Genomic DNA, 15,829 nt, shown 5'->3' with positions numbered 1-15,829 from the left:
GTACTGGCGGTCGAATCGCGACCTGGCGTGCGTGGATCGATGATTGATCCTGTCGGCGTCGCGCGCGCCAGCATTGCTTTTTCTGCGCGCGACGCGGTTTTCGAGCCAGATCTAATGGAAGTCGCGCGTCTCCAGTTCCACCGACTGTCCCCCATTTCGCTGTAGCACACGGCGAGCGGCAGCTTCAATTGCCTTCCTGTTACCCTCGAATGCCGCGATCAGATCGTGGGACGACGTGCCCGTATTGCCGAAGTGGTCGTTGAGGGCGTCGATTGATACGCTGCACCATACCTCCTTTCCTTCGACGTTCGCTTCGAATGCGACTCGCGATGCGGCTACGACGTGCCGGCGGCTGGTGAATTCGATGGTCATTTGATTTCTCCGTGAGTGCCAGGTGTGATACACGAACGTCCGCCAGCGCGGTTTTCCGGGCGATTGTTCCTTTGCCCGGGGCCAGGTGGTCCGGTCTGGGGCGTTCGCTTCGGTGCTGTACAGCAAGGAACGATCCAGTCCGCTTCGAACATGCCCAGCCCGATGGCGGGCGATGTCGAGCGTCGGTCTCGCTCTCCAATGATAGGTCGCGGGGAGGGTAAAAGCCCGGGAAAGTACTAGGCCGCCTTGCCCGTCATCTGCTCGATGAGCTTTTTCGTCGCGGGCGAATGCTCGTATTTGCGGAAAACCGCGGCGACCTCCGACACGACCGGCTCGCCCGCAAGCGTCTTGAAGACGACGTTCGGCAAATTGACCACCCGGGTCAGCACATTGGGCACGATGGCCACGCCCGCGCCCACGGAGACCTGCGTCAACACGGCGAGCAGCGTGCCCGGCGCGCTCACGATGCGCGGATTGAAGCGGCCGCGCCGCGCGATTTCCCGCGTGCCGAGATCCTGTTCGGGCACGACGAAGGTTTCGCCCGCCAGCGCACGCGCCTTGATCGGACCCGCTGCTGCCGCGAGCGGATGCTCGGCGGGCAGCGCCGCGCAGAACGCATCGCGCGTCAACACGTGCGCGCGCAGCGAGGACGGCAGTTCGACGGGCATGCGCACGAACGCGACGTCGACGCGTCCTTCCTCCAGTAGCGCGGGCAGCTCGCCCATCGGATGTTCGGTTGCTTGCACGAGGACGCCCGGCCTCGATTTGCGGAACGCGCGGAGCTGCTTCTGCAGGATGCCCGAAAATGCGGCCGAGCCGACATAGCCGATATGGATTCGCCCCAGTTCACCGCGTCCGGCGCGCTTTCCGGCATTCAGCGTGCGTTCGAACTGCGCGATGGTCTCGCGCGCTTCGGCGAGAAATGCTTCTCCGGCAGGCGTGAGCGCTACCGTGCGTTTGGTGCGGCGAAACAGTTGCGCCTGCAGCGTACGCTCCATTTCCTGGATCTGCACGGTCAGCGTGGGGGGCGCGATGCCGAGGGCTTCGGCGGCCTGTGCAAAATGCAACCGCTCCGCGACGGCGATGAAGTAACGCAGATGCCGGAGTTCCATAAGGCCTGGCGAGTATTAGGTTAAACCTAATTATATTGAACAGACACGGGAATGAACGGAATAGAAAAAACTGGTGAAATACGGGCTCACCGTCCGTCGTCTTTCCGCAAACCAGCCCCATGAGTTCAATCACCGTTACCCATTCGGCCTCTCGCGGCACGCCGCTGCTGCTCATTGCGTCGATGGGGTGCGCGATGACTGTGCTCGACACGAATGTAGTCGGCATCGTTCTGCCCACCATTGCGCGCGATCTCAATGCGTCGTTTGCCGATATCGAATGGGTGATCAGCACTTACGTGCTGTGCTTTGCCGCGCTGTTGCTGCCCGCCGGCTCGCTCGCCGACCGCTTCGGACGCAAGCGCGTGTTCCTCGCGGGCATTGCGCTTTTCGCGCTCGCTTCGTTCGCATGCGGCGTCGCGCCGAGCGCATCGTTGCTGAATATCGCGCGAGCCGCGCAGGGCGTGGGCGCGGCGTTCCTGCTCGCGCCCGCGCTCGCGATCATCGGCCATGCGTTTCATGACGAGCGCGAACGCGCGCGTGCGTGGGCTGTGTGGGGCGGCATCATGGGGCTGACGATGGTCCTTTCGCCGCTGATCGGCGGTGTCGTCAGCGCGTATCTGGGCTGGCGCTGGGCGTTCACGATCAATGTGCCTATCTGCGCGCTGCTGGCTACGGGTGTCGTCAGAATCGTCGACGAGTCGCGCGACCCGACGCCGCGCTCGCTCGATCTGCCGGGTATTGCGCTCTTTGCGTCAGCGATGTTCTCGTTGACGTGGGCCCTGATTCTCGGTCCGGAACGCGGATGGTTCAGTACCGCCGTCGTGTCGCGTGCATGTGCCGGTGTCGCGCTGTTCGCCGCGTTTGCGCTGGTCGAAAGCCGGCGCGCGCATCCGATGCTCGATCTCGCACTGTTCCGTTCGCTGCCTTTCGTCGGCGCGATTGTGGCGATGTTCGCGTATGCATCGTCGGCGCAGGTAATGGCTTCGCTATTGCCGCTGTTTCTGCAAAATGCGCGAGGCGAAAGCGCGCGCGGTGCGGGGGCCGGCATGTTGCCTTTTGCGCTGGCGATGCTGTTGCTGCCGCAACTTGGGCGCAAACTCGCGGCATATCTGGATTCGCGGCGGATTCTGACGCTCGGCCTCGCAGTGGTCGCTTGCGGCAATCTCGCGATGATGCTTGCCGCGCGCAGCGCGAACCATGCGTGGCTGGTTGCAGCGATGGCGCTGCTCGGCAGCGGCGGGGGACTGCTGAACGGCGAAACGCAGAAGGCGATCATGGGCACAGTCCCGCGAGAACGTGCGGGCATGGCGTCCGGCATCAGCACGACATCGCGCTTCACTGGCATTCTTCTGGGCTTTTCCGGACTCGGCGCGGTGCTGGCCGAGGGTGTGCGTTCGGCGTTGACCGCGCAGATGTCCGATGTCCAGGTTCCGTCCGTTCCGGGCTTCGCGGAGCGTGTGATGGCAGGCGACTTCGCGCGCGCATTCACGCTCTATGCGCCTGCTCTGACAGACACGCTGACCCGCATTGCGCGCTCGAGTTACGGCGAGGGCTTCTCACAGGCATTCGGCGCGGCTGCATTGGTGGCGGCCGTTTCGGCATTCGTCGTCTATCTGTCGATGAAAAGCAGCAAGCGTTGATTGCGTGGTGCAGTACCGATTAGTATAAAAAGCTCTATACAAAGAGCGCGCTGCAACGCGCACCCTTCGATGACTCGGTACGAATCACTCGCCAATACGATGGCGGCGGAAATACGCTCGGGCAGTCTCGCCGTAGGCACGCGGATGCCTTCGTTGCGGCAGGTCATCGCGCAGCATGGCGTCAGTCAGTCCACGGCGTTTCGTGCTTACTACCTATTGGAAGAATGGGGACTCATTCGCGCGCAGGAGCGTTCCGGCTATTACGTCGCGCGCGGCGCGGCCGTTCCCGAAAGTCGCGAGGCCACAAAGAAGCGCGCGCTCGCCGAGTCCGCGAAAGTCGATATCAGCGAACTCGTTTTTAGCGTGCTCGAAGCGGCGAGGCATCCGGGCGTCGTGCCACTCGGTTCCGCGTTTCCGTCGCCCATGTTGTTTCCGTTGCAGCGTCTTGCGAAGTCGCTCGCACAAACGGCGCGCACGGTGAATCCGTGGAGTACAGTCGTCGATTTGCCGCCTGGCAACGAGGCATTGCGTCAGCAGATAGCGCTGCGTTATCTGGGCATGGGGCTGTCGCAACGGCTCGATGAAATCGTCGTCACCAATGGCGCGCTCGAAGCATTGAATCTATGTCTGATGGCCGTGACCCGTCCTGGCGACGTAGTAGCGGTCGAGTCTCCGGGGTTTTACGCCGCGCTACAGGCGATTGAGCGACTCGATTTGCGCGCCGTCGAAATTCCCGTCGATTCGCAAACCGGCCTCGATCTGGATGCGCTCGAACAGGCGCTCGACAAGCATCCCATTCGCGCGTGCTGGTTCATGACGAACTACCAGAACCCGACGGGCGCGACGATGCCGCTCGAAAAGAAAAAGGCGCTAGTGGAACTGCTCGAGCGACACGAGGTGCCGTTGATCGAAGACGACGTCTATGGCGAACTGCACTTTCAGGCGGACTATCCGTTGCCCGCGATTGCGTTTGATCGAAAAGGGCTTGTCATGCATTGCAGTTCTTTCTCGAAGACGCTTGCGCCAGGGTACCGAATTGGTTGGGCCGCTGCGGGAAAATTCGCGGAAAAAGTACAGCGCGCCAAGCTGATGACGACGCTTTCGGCAAGCATTCCCGTGCAGGCGGGTATCGCCGATTATCTTCAACATGGCGGGTACGACCGGCATTTGCGTAAATTGCGCGCGGCATTGCGCGCGCAACTCGATGCAATGAATGTGGCGTTACGACGTTACATGCCGAAGGGCGTGAAATGGACGTGTCCGTCGGGCGGCTATTTCGTATGGCTCGAATTGCCCGAAACGGTCGACGCGTTGACGCTGCACAGACACGCGATCGAGCAGGGCGTGAGCATCGCGCCGGGGCCCATTTTCTCGGCGGCACGCAGCTTCCGGCATTGCGTGCGCATCAATTTCGGGCATCCGTGGAATGCGGATATCGACCGTGCCGTCCGTATACTCGGCGAACTCGTTACACAGGCAGTGAAATGAGTAGCGCGCGTTTCATTAACAGACTCTGCGATGGATTCGTCCAGAGCCTCTCGCGCGTTCGCTGGCGCGGAAGTTCAAGGCGTGATCACTGCTGAGTTGCCAACATGCTTCGCTACGAAGCCGCTTGGATTGCGTCTCTAGTAGACCCGGCTTCTTCCCTTGAGAACGGACAACGATGAGTCGTTTTCGGAAAAGTTGACTTGAGATCGCACCCGTCAGGTAAGGCTTGCTGGCAACTGTCTTCGCGACGCGCTTCAGGTACATCCGTTGCATGCCTTCCGGGCACTCATTTTCGCGGGCGGTAAACAATGGGTTCGATCAATCCGCAAAACGCGCAGAACGGGCGGAGCAGGAGAGACGAAGCCGCGCGGGATCGAAACGCAGTAGCACTGCATCCCGCGCGGCTTGCAGACGGCTTTTCTTTTAGACCTTGACGGAGGAAGCCTCGTAAATCTCATCGATGGCTTCCGCGAGCTTCGCATTGAACTCGTCGTCGCTCATCTGCTTCTTCAGGTCGTTGATCAACGCACGCGAGAAGCTCGCGATCATGCCGTGATTCTGCGCGAGCTTCGTGCACGCATCTGTGCGCGTGTAGCCGCCCGAAAGCGCGACGACTCGCGCAACGCGCGGATGATCGATCAGCGGCTTATAGAAGTCGGCGACGTCGGGAATGGTCAGCTTGAGCATCACCTGCTTGCCGGCAGGCAGTGCATCGAGGCCCTTGCTGATTTCATCGCGCAGCGCCTTTTCCGCGCCCGCCTTGTCCGGCGCCTTGATCGACACTTCGGGCTCGAGAATCGGCATGAGTCCGCTCGCGTCGATTTGCGCGCCATATTCGAACTGCTGCTTGACGATGGCGGCAATACCCGACGGCGAGTTCTGCTCGATCACCGAGCGCATCTTGGTGCCGAAAATGCCGACCTTGCGCGCACGCTCGAGCAACGTATCGAGCCCGGGGATCGGCTTCATCAGGCGCACGCCGTCCTTTTCCGCTTCGAGTCCCTTATCGACTTTCAGAAACGGCACGACGCCGCGGTCTTCCCAGAGGAACGACGGCACGGGTTTGCCTTGAGCCTGCCCGTCCATCGTGGCCTCGAACAGAATGGCCGCGATCACCTTTTTGCCGGTGAAGGCGGGGGAGGTGATGATGCGCACACGCATTTCATGGATCAGCCTGAACATTTCGGCGTCGCCGTTATAAGCGTCGTCGGGAATGCCGTACTGCCGCAGTGCGCCCGGCGTTGAGCCGCCGCTCTGGTCGAGCGCGGCAATGAAGCCGTCCTTTTCAGAAATCTGCGTCAACATTTTGTCATTTGCCACGGACGTTCCCTCCTTGAACAACTGATTGGTGGACCATTCGTTTCCGACTCGACAAGTGTACGGCATAGCAGCGCGCACTCCTATATCGTGCGGATCGGGTTCAATTCAACACATAAGCGAGGAATGTTCCAGGCACAATGTGTCAGGAAACGCGTGATCCCGCAGTGTGATTGGCAACACTAGAGCTGATCCCGCTCCGCAATAGCGGCGGTAAGATCGACAAACCGGTCTCTGCCATTGTGCGAGCGGCAAAATAAAGTACTTCCTTCATTGGCGCGCGGACCTCGCGCGAATAGCGATGAATACGCTGGTGCGAGTGATCGCGACTGTGGCATGTGTGGCGGCCGCGCTCGGACTCCTGTTCGTACCGTTGCCGCGCGCTTTTCATCTTTCGACGCGCATTGTTACTGTCGTGCGCATCGCGCGGCCCAGCACGGCTGTTTTCGACTATGTAACGACGCCCGCGCACTGGCCGGCATGGCATCCGTCGTCGCTGGCGGTCACGGGCGCAACGGATCATTCGCTGGCCGTCGGCGAGCAGACGACGGAGGAGTTTCGCGTCGCGGGACGCCGTGGGCGCGTCGTATGGACAGTCGTCGAGCGCAACCGGCCGGACAAGTGGACGATCGACGGAACGATCGAAGGCCGACCCGCGGGCACGGTCAGCTACACGCTGACACCCGTCGCAAATGGCGCAAATGGCACAAATGGCACACGGTTCGAGCGCGCCTTCATCTACCGTTCGCCGACGCTCTGGTTCGCGTTGCTGAACGCGATGCTACTGCGCGCGAAGATCCAGGCGGAATCGGACGAAGCCGTCGAGCGCCTCAAGAACGCGATGGAACAGCAAGCGGGGCAGCGCGAGTAGAACGCGTTCAAGCTGGACCGATCGAACTTGTTCTTCTTGAGGCGCTTTCCGCCGCAATGCAAGTGCGACACCGCTCAATGTCAGCGCCAACGCTACTGCTTCCTTCCAGCCGAGCGGTTCACCGAGCGCGAGTGCCGTGGCGACGATCCCATGATCGGGACCAGCTGTATGCCGATCGGCTCCACGATATGGATTTTCCACTGCGTGCGACGTGACATGTAGTGCAAACGATTGCGTTGTATCCTTGACGACGCCGCAACGCACGGTGTCGATTCGTTTGCGTGCGATCTTTCGTTAGACAAAAAACTGCGCGATCCACGCGGTGCAACTGCAGATGCGTTCTTCTGTCTGACAGCGAGGAACAACCCCGCCGTAGCCGTTCAAAATGGGCACATTCCGGACGTTTTCTTCGTTGTGAAAACGCCTCGCAAGGTGCTCGCAGACGTTGGCACCAGGTCCCCGCGACCCTTAACCAATGGTTGTTACTTGCGTTGGGCGCTATCAAACGTTTGCGACGGGTGTGTGTCAAGGGTTGTTCCGAACTGATCGATGCCGAACGGAGTGAGATAGTTTCAATGCGGGATGATCGGGGCATGGTTTCATGAAAGCAACACGAAATACGGTTAGACTGCGGTTCATGAGAGGCTGAAAATGGAACAGTCCGTACGCAACTTTGCGCTTTCGACTAACGGCCAATCCGTGACTTTCGATATCGTCGTGCAAAAGCGCGCGATAGGATGTTCGATTACGCGCGATGCGCTCGAACAGCACTTCTGGCTGGAACGTGGCGCGGACGAATTGCACCTCACGAAGGCATTCGGCAACGGTCAGCGCCGCATAGCGGCAGTGGCCGAACGCAAGGCGCTCGCGAAGGGCTCGACGCACGTGTTGATTACCGCGGACGATTTCGAATACCGCTAGACGCCGCCCGGCGTCTACTGCGCGCCGGCGCTGCCCGGCATGCTGTCACGCGTGGCTCGCGGCTGCGCGGGGTACCTCACAAGCCTGCCACACGTCATTTTCCGCTCTGCCCATCCTTGCGTCGTCGCGTGTCGTGCTTCACGAAGCATTTCGGCTCGATAGATTTGCCGCCTGCTCGCACTGTCTGGATCGCGGCAGGGGGTATTCGCAGTAGAGCGTGTTGTTGTCGCGACACATGCACTTGCATCACAGCGCTAAGGGTTTATCCTAGCAATTGTCTCCTCCATGTCTCCTCTTGATATGGATTCGGCCCACCGCCTGGTGGGCCTTTCTTTTTGTCCCTTCTTTTCCGATCAACTCTCCCGCTGCCATCGGTGACATAAGGACGAGCATCCTTTGCGCGGCAAAGCCGACGCGCATCGCAGCCAGCGGTTCCCCGCGCCGGGTTCGAATGCAGTGGTGAAGAGCGATTCCGCACTCGACGTGCGGCGCGCGGGCGTCCCGTCGGAAGAGACTTCACGCTCATCCCTTGAAAGACAGATTCGGCAACTGAAAAGCAAATGGCCGGTGCTATGCACGCCGGCCATTTTCATCTCACTGCGATGTTCAAGCGTTCATCACGCTTCGAGCGCGAGCGTCGCGAAAGTGGCGAGCCAATGCTCGCCCATATAGTCGCCGGCGACGTGCTGTAACGCGCTTTCCAGATGTATGTCGGCGGCTTCGAACAGCACTGCGCGGCGCGGATCGTCATTCGGCAGCGCGCGTGCAAGCGATCGCTGGCACCACGCGCGGCTCAGATTCAGCCCATCCAGATGCGCGATCTTGCCGTCGCTGCGGTCGGTGACGGTGGCGGGCACGAACAGGGTTGCGGGTTGCCGCTGTGCGAGATCGGGCAGAAATCGCGTGAACCATCCGTCGAACTCGGCGGGCGGCAAGGCCCGCCGCATCAACTCCGCTTCCATCAGCGAAGGCGACAGAAACTCATCGCCAGATGGCTCCCACGCCTGGCAATCTGCGTCGTTCAGATACCAGCGCTTCGCCGTTTCGACGATCAGCGTTGCAAGCGAATCGCGTTGCGTGCGATGCGCGAATTCGAGCGTGAGCGCCAGTGCAAATGCCATGTTGAAATGCGTACCGACGCGCAGCGGATAAGTCGCCTTCGGCAAAAACTCTTCGAACCGTTCGACGAATGCATTCGTTAGCGGCTCGATCGTATTCGACCAGCGTTCGGCTTGCGGCAGCTTTAACGATGCCGCCTGGCCCGACAGCGCAAGCAGCCATGCCCAGCCATACGGCCGCTCGAAACCCCGGTTATGCGGCAGATCCAGATAGGCGCGTTCGCCCGCGACCTTCTCTGCCGTGAAGTGCTCGTCGACGACGGCAATGATTTGCGGCGCCTCGGGCAACTCCGGGAAGCGTTCGAGCAGATGCAGGAGCAACCAGTAGCCATGCACGCACGAATGCCAGTCATAGCTGCCATAGAAGATAGGATGCAGTTCGCGCGGACCTTGCACGTCCTGCGGACCGGCGAGCGAGTGCGTGAGCTTGTTCGGATACTCGCGCGTCAGATGAGCAAGCGCGAGACCAGCGAATTTCGATGCGATTTCAGATGTGAGCACGGCATTCATCGACGCCTCGTCATAACGGACATAGGGGTTACGGTAAGCCTTCAATCCGTTTGCTCGGGCATGCACGGGCCGAACATCGTGTTAAAGGCGAGGAGCACATTCTGCCCTTATCGCCGCCTTTCTGTCATGTATGAAGCGCGTTGCCCGCGCGTGGTTTGAGTACCATTACAAAAGCTCCAATTGCCGCGCGGTTGCATCGATGGCTTTTTTCGCCTTCGATACGATCTCGTCGATCTCGTCTTTCGTGATGACGAGTGGCGGCGAGAGCAGCATGCGATCACCCGTTGCGCGCATGATCAGATTGCCGTTGAAGCAGAAGTCGCGGCAGATTGTGCCGACGTCGCCGCCGTTTTCGAAGCGCTTCCTGGTCTTCGGGTTTTGCGCGAGTTGAATGCCCGCGACGAGACCCGTGCCCGCTACTTCGCCGACGATGGGGTGATTCGCGAACGTCTCGCGCAGTGACCGCTGAAAGTACGGACCCGTATCGTTCTTCACGCGCTCGACAATCTCTTCATCGCGCAGCAGTTTCAGATTCGCGACGGCAACGGCAGCGGCGACGGGATGCCCCGAATAAGTAAGGCCATGATTGAATTCGCCGTTCTCGATGATCGCATTGGCAATGCGATCGTGCAGGCCGACAGCGCCCATCGGCACATAACCGCTAGTCAAGCCCTTGGCCATCGTGATCAGATCGGGCTCAAAGCCGAAATGCAGATGCGCGAACCATTCGCCTGTGCGGCCGAAGCCGCCGATCACTTCATCGGCGACGAGCAGCAGGTCGTACTTGCGGCAGATGCGCTGGATTTCAGGCCAATACGTCGACGGCGGGAATATCACGCCGCCTGCTCCCTGGAACGGCTCGCCGATAAACGCCGCGACGTTCTCCCGTCCCAGTTCGAGAATTTCCGTTTCGAGTTGTCGTGCGCGTTCGAGGCCGAATTCTTCCGGCGTCATGTCTCCACTTTCGCCAAACCAGTATGGCTGGTCGATATGCACGATGTGCTCGACCTGCGACGGCATTTGCTCATGCATATAGCCCATGCCGCCGAGCGTGCCGCCCGCGATCGTCGAGCCGTGATAGCCGTTCTTGCGCGAGATGACGAACTTCTTCTGCTTCTGGCCTTGCGTCGCCCAGTATTGATGGACGATGCGCAGCACCGTGTCGTTGCCTTCCGAGCCGCTGTTGCAATAGAAGAAGTGATTGAACGGCGCGGGCGCGAGTTCGGCGAGCAGCGCCGACAACTCGATCACGGGAGGATGGGTCGTCTTGAAGAACGTGTTGTAGAAGGGTAGTTCCTGCAACTGCCGATAGGCCGCGTCCGCGAGTTCCTTGCGGCCATAGCCGACGTTCACGCACCACAGTCCAGCCATGCCGTCGATGATCTTGTTGCCGTCCGAGTCCCACAGATAGACGCCCTCGGCCTTCATGATCACGCGGCTGCCTGCGTGATTCAACGCGCTCATATCCGAGAACGGATGAATGTGATGCGCGGCGTCGAGCGCGCGATATTCCGCGGTGCTGCGTTGCTGTCGCGATGCGCTGGCCTTTGCAGTCGGCTGCGCAGTGGGTTGCACGTAAGTGATTTCTTCTGTTCTGTAGCTCATGTTGCCTCCAGTTGTCTTGCGCTTGCACGTTGCATTCCGGGTACTCAAAAAACCAGGGCTTAGACGTGCAGCAGCAAATGCTTGCGTTCCCATGAACTGATCACGCGGAAAAACGCCTCGTATTCGGTTTCCTTCAGCGTGAGATACGCCTTGACGAACTGCTCGCCCATGATCTCGGCGAGCGGCTCGCATGCGGCCATCAGCGTGAGCCCTTCTTCGAGATTGCGAGGCAACTGGTACGGCAACTGGTAGCCGTCGCTCGTGAGCGGCTCAGTCGGCGTCAGACGCTGCGTGATGCCGAGATAGCCGGCGGCGAGCGTGCCGGCAATCGCGAGATACGGATTGCAGTCGACACCCGGAATGCGATTCTCGATACGGCGCGTTTGCGGACTCGAATGCGGAATGCGGAATCCGACCGTGCGGTTGTCGTAACCCCATTGCACGTTGATCGGCGCGGCCATGAAGCGCGACAGCCGGCGATACGAATTGATGTACGGCGCGAAGATCGGCATCAGCGCGGGCGTGTACTTCTGCAGTCCCGCGAGGTACTGGTTGAACAGCGCGGTCGGCTTGCCGTCGCTGCCTGTGAAAAGGTTCTGGCCCGTCTCCCGATCGACGATGTTTTGATGCACGTGCATCGCCGAGCCGGGTTCGCCCTCCATCGGCTTCGCCATGAAAGTCGCGTACATGCGATGACGCAGCGCCGCTTCGCGCACGGTGCGCTTGAAGAGAAACACGCGGTCCGCGAGATTGAGCGGGTCCCCATGCAGGAAGTTGATTTCCATTTGAGCGGCACCCACTTCGTGAATCAGCGTGTCGACTTCCAGTTCCTGAATGTCGCAATACTCGTAGATGTCTTCGAAAAGCGGATCGAACTCGTTGACGGCTTCGATCGAATAAGCCTGGCGTCCCGTCTCGGCACGCCCCGTGCGCCCGACGGGAGGCTGCAAAGGCAGGTCGGGGTCTTTGTTCATGTCCACCAGATAGAACTCGAGCTCCGGCGCGACGACGGGCTTCCAGCCTCTGGCCTTGTAGAGATCGAGCACGCGGCGCAGTACGCGGCGCGGCGAGATCGCGACGGGCGTGCCGTCGAAATGCACGCAGTCGTGAATCACCTGCGCAGTGGGATCGACGGCCCATGGAATGATGCGGATCGTCGAAGGATCGGGCACGCACACCATGTCGGGATCGGTAACGCCCGTGAGCGAGCCGTCGTCCGGGTACTCGCCCGTCACGGTCTGGATCATCACGGCCTGCGGCAGCCGCATAGATTCTCCTGATTCGAACTTGCTGCGCGGAATGATCTTGCCGCGCGCAATGCCCGCCATGTCGGGAATGATCGCTTCGATTTCGGTGATGTGATGTTTCTTCAGAAATTCATCAATGTCTTGCATGATTGTTCTCTCTGTTTTATTGCGCGAGACGGGGATCAGGCGTGCGCGCCTGCAGTCGAACCCGTCCTCGTGCGCATTCGATCGCGGCACGCTGCGCCAAACGCGCGGAAGATCGCTGTCGATAGCGCGTCGCTTGCATGCTTCCATTCCGGATGCCATTGCACACCCAGTGCGAAAGCACGCGCATTGGCGACGCTGATCGCTTCGATCAAACCGTCCGGCGCGCGAGCTTCGACTGTGAGGCCGTTGCCGAGCCGCTCGACGCCTTGTCCGTGCAGTGAATTGACGTACACTTCGCTTGCGCCGCCGGCGAGCTTATGCAACAGCCCGTCTTGCACAAGATGCAGCGCATGCGACGGCCCGTACTGCACGTCGATGTCGTCTTCCTTGTTCTCGCGATGGTCGCCGTAGCCGTCCACCGTGTGAACGCTTTGATGCAACGTTCCGCCGAATACGACATTCATTTCCTGAAAGCCACGGCAAATCGCGAGGACAGGGATGCCCGCATCGATGGCGGCGCGCATCAGCGGCAGCGTCGTCGCGTCGCGTGCGGGGTCGTGCAGCGTGCCTGGCGCGCTCGCATGACCGCCGTAGCGACGCGGCTCGACGTTCGAATAGCTGCCCGTAAACAGCAGGCCGTCGACGTGCGCGAGTACGTCATCGGGTGCCTGCCGTTCGCCTAGCGCGGGCAGCAAAACCGCCAGCGCCTGCGCGCCGTCGACCACGGCCGCGATGTACTTCTCGCCGACCACATGCGATGGGTGCTCGCCTCTCATCGTTCTGTCGGCGCCGATGCCGACTAAAGGCTTCGTTGGCATGACTAATCGTATTCGTTGATTGCTGCACTAACGCGACACACACGTTGCCACACTCGACTGTGTATATGGCTGCGTGCGTGCGGCACTATTCCGCAGTCTTGCGCAATGCAAAGCCGCTTCAAGGGTGCTTGTTTGTCACGGTCGTCAGCGAACCGCGCCGCGCGTTGCGATCAGATAAGCTGTCCGGTTTGCTCCGCTGCGTGCGACCGCGGGCGTGCAACGGCGCGTGCCCGGAGAAGGGGCGAGCGCAAGCGAAGACGCAGCGCGTTGACGCGCGCGAAGCATTGACCCGTGAGTGGGCCAGACAGCGGAAGATGGAGAGACGCTAGGGCAAGAGCGATGCGACACCGTCGGTGTGCACCGCGATGAAGGCACGCGCAGAAATGGAGTTATGACGTCGGACGGAACGACGCGACAGGATCGTGGAGACGGACAGATAGCGGCGAAACGCATGCCTGCCGTTGCTGCCGTCGGCGATGGCGTTGTCATCGCGAAGACACCTCGCGAACTGACTACGATCCCACCTTACCAAAGGGCCACGGACTCTCACGATGACACTCGACTGGCACGTTGAAGTATTGAGCGCCCCGCTTGAAAAACGCACCAATAAAAAGAAAACGGGACGCCAGGTTGTCATTCAAAATACATTCTTTATCGCTATGACGCCGCTCGAATTGCTCAGCGCGTTGGATAACCGAACGAAAGAAGATCGACCTGTCGTCAGCATATACGAGTCGTAAATTCCGGAAAAGTCTTTTCGTCAATTTATGCGGGCTTACCCTGAGAATATATCGGCATTCAAATCAGCATTTGAATGCGGCAGGTATATAGAAGCTTCGATTTTTTGCAGGGTTCCCCGGCGGCAGTCGATTTAAAGCGACTAGTATATTCAATAGACGTGTGCGCTATTCGAGCCGCTGTTTCTCGCACAGATCTCGCTCATCGAACAGAATCGCGTGAGTTCTTCTGTCGGCACATTGAAGAGAAACTGCGCTCCGATGAGCGTTGCGGAATTCTTCACATTTGAAATCGAAGGGGGCGCGCAGCATCTCGCGCCGCGCGAAGATGCTGAACCTCGGCGAAATCGCAAGGCTGGCGCTTTGCGTCACTTGTATGACATTGAGGCATCCTGATGGACAAGACGACATTGGCTTATTGGCAGGGAAAGGCAGCGGTGCTTGCAATCGAGGGCCGCGCGTTTATCGACGGCAAGTATCGGCCGGCTGAGAGCGGGCGTACGTTCGACTGCGTGAGCCCGATCGACGGAAAGGTACTCGCGCAGGTCGCCGATTGCGGCGAAGCCGACGTCAACGCGGCCGTAAGGGGCGCGCGGCGCGCGTTCGAAGCGGGAGTATGGGCCGGCCTCAATCCGCGTCAGCGCAAGGCGACGCTGCTCAAATGGGCTGCGCTGATGCGCGAACATCTCGACGAACTTGCGTTGCTCGAAACGCTGGATGCAGGCAAGCCGATCGGCGACACGACCTCAGTCGATGTGCCGGGTGCCGCGTATTGCGTCGAATGGTTCGCGGAAGCAATCGACAAGGTGGGCGGCGAAGTGGTGCCCGCGGATCATCATCTCGTCGGGTTCGTGACGCGCGAGCCGCTGGGTGTCGTCGCGGCCGTCGTGCCATGGAATTTCCCGATCCTGATGGCTTCGTGGAAGTTCGGGCCCGCGCTCGCGGCGGGCAACAGCGTCGTGCTGAAGCCATCGGAGAAGTCGCCGTTGTCGGCGATTCGCGTCGCGCAACTCGCACTCGAAGCGGGCATTCCTGCGGGCGTATTCAACGTGGTGCCGGGCGGTGGAGAGGCGGGCAAGCTTCTCGCGTTGCATCGCGATGTCGATTGCCTCGCGTTCACCGGTTCGACGAATGTCGGCAAGCTGATCATGCAATACGCGGGGCAATCGAATCTGAAGCGCGTATGGCTGGAACTGGGCGGCAAGTCGCCGAACATCGTGCTGCCCGATTGCCCGGACCTCGACCGCGCCGCAAAGACGGCGGCGGGCGCGATCTTCTACAACATGGGCGAGATGTGCACGGCGGGTTCGCGGCTGCTCGTGCATCGCGACATCAAGGACGTGTTTCTCGACAAGCTCGTCGAGGCAGCGCGGGGCTATATTCCGGGCAATCCGCTCGATCCGAAAACATCGATGGGCGCGATCGTCGATCAGCTTCAACTGGATCGCGTGCTCGCCTATATCGAAGCGGGGCGCGCCGAAGCGAAGCTGCTGCACGGCGGTTCGCGCGTGCAGCAGGAAAGCGGCGGCTTCTATATCGAGCCGACTGTTTTCGACGTATCGCAACACGACGCGAAGATCGCGCGCGAAGAAATCTTTGGGCCGGTGCTGTCGGTGATCACGTTCGATTCGATCGACGAAGCCGTGAAGATCGCGAACGACAGCGACTACGGCCTCGCCGCAGCCGTGTGGACCGCAAACCTGACGACGGCGCACGAAGTCGCGCGACGTTTGCGCGCGGGTACCGTGTGGGTCAACTGCTATGACGAGGGCGGCGACATGAACTTCCCGTTCGGCGGCTACAGGCAATCGGGCAATGGCCGCGACAAGTCGCTGCACGCGCTGGAAAAGTATACGGAGTTGAAGTCGACGCTCGTGCGTCTGCGTTGAGTGACGGACGGGGCGCGCCGGCGCACGGCACAACTGC

Annotated in this window: 14 protein-coding genes and 1 pseudogene; 7 read left to right on the top strand and 8 right to left on the bottom strand. The window is 60.5% G+C overall.

The genetic code is table 11. The annotated features are described in order from the left end of the window. Positions 1-111 precede the first annotated feature (111 nt). Together AB4Y32_RS35970 and AB4Y32_RS35965 are read right to left on the bottom strand one after the other, a co-directional pair. Positions 112-372 carry a DUF1488 domain-containing protein gene (locus AB4Y32_RS35970; protein ID WP_087737022.1) on the bottom strand — a complete coding sequence of 87 codons (261 nt, stop codon included), beginning with the start codon at positions 370-372 and terminating at the stop codon, positions 112-114. Between the two features lie 236 nt (positions 373-608). Then, positions 609-1,484: a LysR substrate-binding domain-containing protein gene (locus AB4Y32_RS35965; protein ID WP_368725842.1), complete on the bottom strand. Its 876-nt coding sequence runs from the start codon at positions 1,482-1,484 to the stop codon at positions 609-611. A 119-nt stretch (positions 1,485-1,603) separates the two neighbouring features. On the opposite strand from AB4Y32_RS35965, the gene AB4Y32_RS35960 reads away from it, so the two are divergent. Next, the gene (locus tag AB4Y32_RS35960; RefSeq protein ID WP_368725841.1) at positions 1,604-3,124 is read left to right on the top strand and encodes an MFS transporter; all 1,521 of its coding nucleotides are present in this window, start codon (positions 1,604-1,606) and stop codon (positions 3,122-3,124) included. Positions 3,125-3,193: 69 nt separating this feature from the next. After that, positions 3,194-4,612 carry a PLP-dependent aminotransferase family protein gene (locus AB4Y32_RS35955; RefSeq protein ID WP_368725840.1) on the top strand — a complete coding sequence of 473 codons (1,419 nt, stop codon included), beginning with the start codon at positions 3,194-3,196 and terminating at the stop codon, positions 4,610-4,612. Between the two features lie 423 nt (positions 4,613-5,035). On the opposite strand, the gene AB4Y32_RS35950 is transcribed toward AB4Y32_RS35955, so the two are convergent. Next, positions 5,036-5,932, bottom strand: coding sequence for a fructose bisphosphate aldolase (locus AB4Y32_RS35950; RefSeq protein WP_439899884.1), 897 nt, complete (start codon positions 5,930-5,932; stop codon positions 5,036-5,038). A gap of 298 nt (positions 5,933-6,230) precedes the next feature. Between AB4Y32_RS35950 and AB4Y32_RS35945 the strand changes: the two genes are divergently transcribed. Then, positions 6,231-6,800 carry an SRPBCC family protein gene (locus AB4Y32_RS35945; RefSeq protein WP_368725839.1) on the top strand — a complete coding sequence of 190 codons (570 nt, stop codon included), beginning with the start codon at positions 6,231-6,233 and terminating at the stop codon, positions 6,798-6,800. A gap of 651 nt (positions 6,801-7,451) precedes the next feature. Then, on the top strand, positions 7,452-7,721 hold the full coding sequence (locus AB4Y32_RS35940; protein ID WP_087737029.1) for a DUF1488 family protein: 270 nt from the start codon (positions 7,452-7,454) through the stop codon (positions 7,719-7,721). Between the two features lie 617 nt (positions 7,722-8,338). Here the strand turns inward: AB4Y32_RS35940 and AB4Y32_RS35935 are convergent. From AB4Y32_RS35935 to AB4Y32_RS35915, 5 genes are all read right to left on the bottom strand, one after another. After that, the gene (locus AB4Y32_RS35935) at positions 8,339-9,349 is read right to left on the bottom strand and encodes a DUF2891 domain-containing protein (RefSeq protein ID WP_368725838.1); all 1,011 of its coding nucleotides are present in this window, start codon (positions 9,347-9,349) and stop codon (positions 8,339-8,341) included. A gap of 165 nt (positions 9,350-9,514) precedes the next feature. Continuing rightward, a complete protein-coding gene (locus tag AB4Y32_RS35930; RefSeq protein ID WP_368725837.1) occupies positions 9,515-10,954 on the bottom strand; it encodes an aspartate aminotransferase family protein in 1,440 nt (479 codons plus the stop codon). Positions 10,955-11,013: 59 nt separating this feature from the next. Next, on the bottom strand, positions 11,014-12,348 hold the full coding sequence (locus AB4Y32_RS35925) for a glutamine synthetase family protein (protein WP_368725836.1): 1,335 nt from the start codon (positions 12,346-12,348) through the stop codon (positions 11,014-11,016). A gap of 35 nt (positions 12,349-12,383) precedes the next feature. Continuing rightward, on the bottom strand, positions 12,384-13,166 hold the full coding sequence (locus tag AB4Y32_RS35920; RefSeq protein WP_368725835.1) for a gamma-glutamyl-gamma-aminobutyrate hydrolase family protein: 783 nt from the start codon (positions 13,164-13,166) through the stop codon (positions 12,384-12,386). Positions 13,167-13,491: 325 nt separating this feature from the next. Then, on the bottom strand, positions 13,492-13,716 hold the full coding sequence (locus AB4Y32_RS35915; protein ID WP_368725834.1) for a hypothetical protein: 225 nt from the start codon (positions 13,714-13,716) through the stop codon (positions 13,492-13,494). 1 nt (position 13,717) lies between these two features. Here AB4Y32_RS35915 and AB4Y32_RS35910 point away from each other — a divergent pair, with 1 nt between their 5' ends. The 3 genes and pseudogenes from AB4Y32_RS35910 to AB4Y32_RS35900 all read left to right on the top strand — a co-directional run bounded on the left by AB4Y32_RS35910 (position 13,718) and on the right by AB4Y32_RS35900 (position 15,792). After that, complete coding sequence (locus tag AB4Y32_RS35910; RefSeq protein WP_368725833.1) at positions 13,718-13,906, top strand: hypothetical protein; 189 nt, start codon at positions 13,718-13,720, stop codon at positions 13,904-13,906. 177 nt (positions 13,907-14,083) lie between these two features. After that, positions 14,084-14,246: pseudogene (locus tag AB4Y32_RS35905) on the top strand (XRE family transcriptional regulator); the annotation flags it as partial. Between the two features lie 52 nt (positions 14,247-14,298). Then, positions 14,299-15,792 carry an aldehyde dehydrogenase gene (locus tag AB4Y32_RS35900; protein ID WP_368725832.1) on the top strand — a complete coding sequence of 498 codons (1,494 nt, stop codon included), beginning with the start codon at positions 14,299-14,301 and terminating at the stop codon, positions 15,790-15,792. The last annotated feature ends 37 nt before the right edge of the window (positions 15,793-15,829 follow it).

This window comes from Paraburkholderia phymatum, assembly GCF_040965635.1.
GTDB classification, from domain to species: Bacteria; Pseudomonadota; Gammaproteobacteria; order Burkholderiales; family Burkholderiaceae; genus Paraburkholderia; species Paraburkholderia phymatum_B.
Note: the sequence above shows the minus strand (reverse complement) of the source record. Positions and strands in the feature narration are given on the sequence as shown.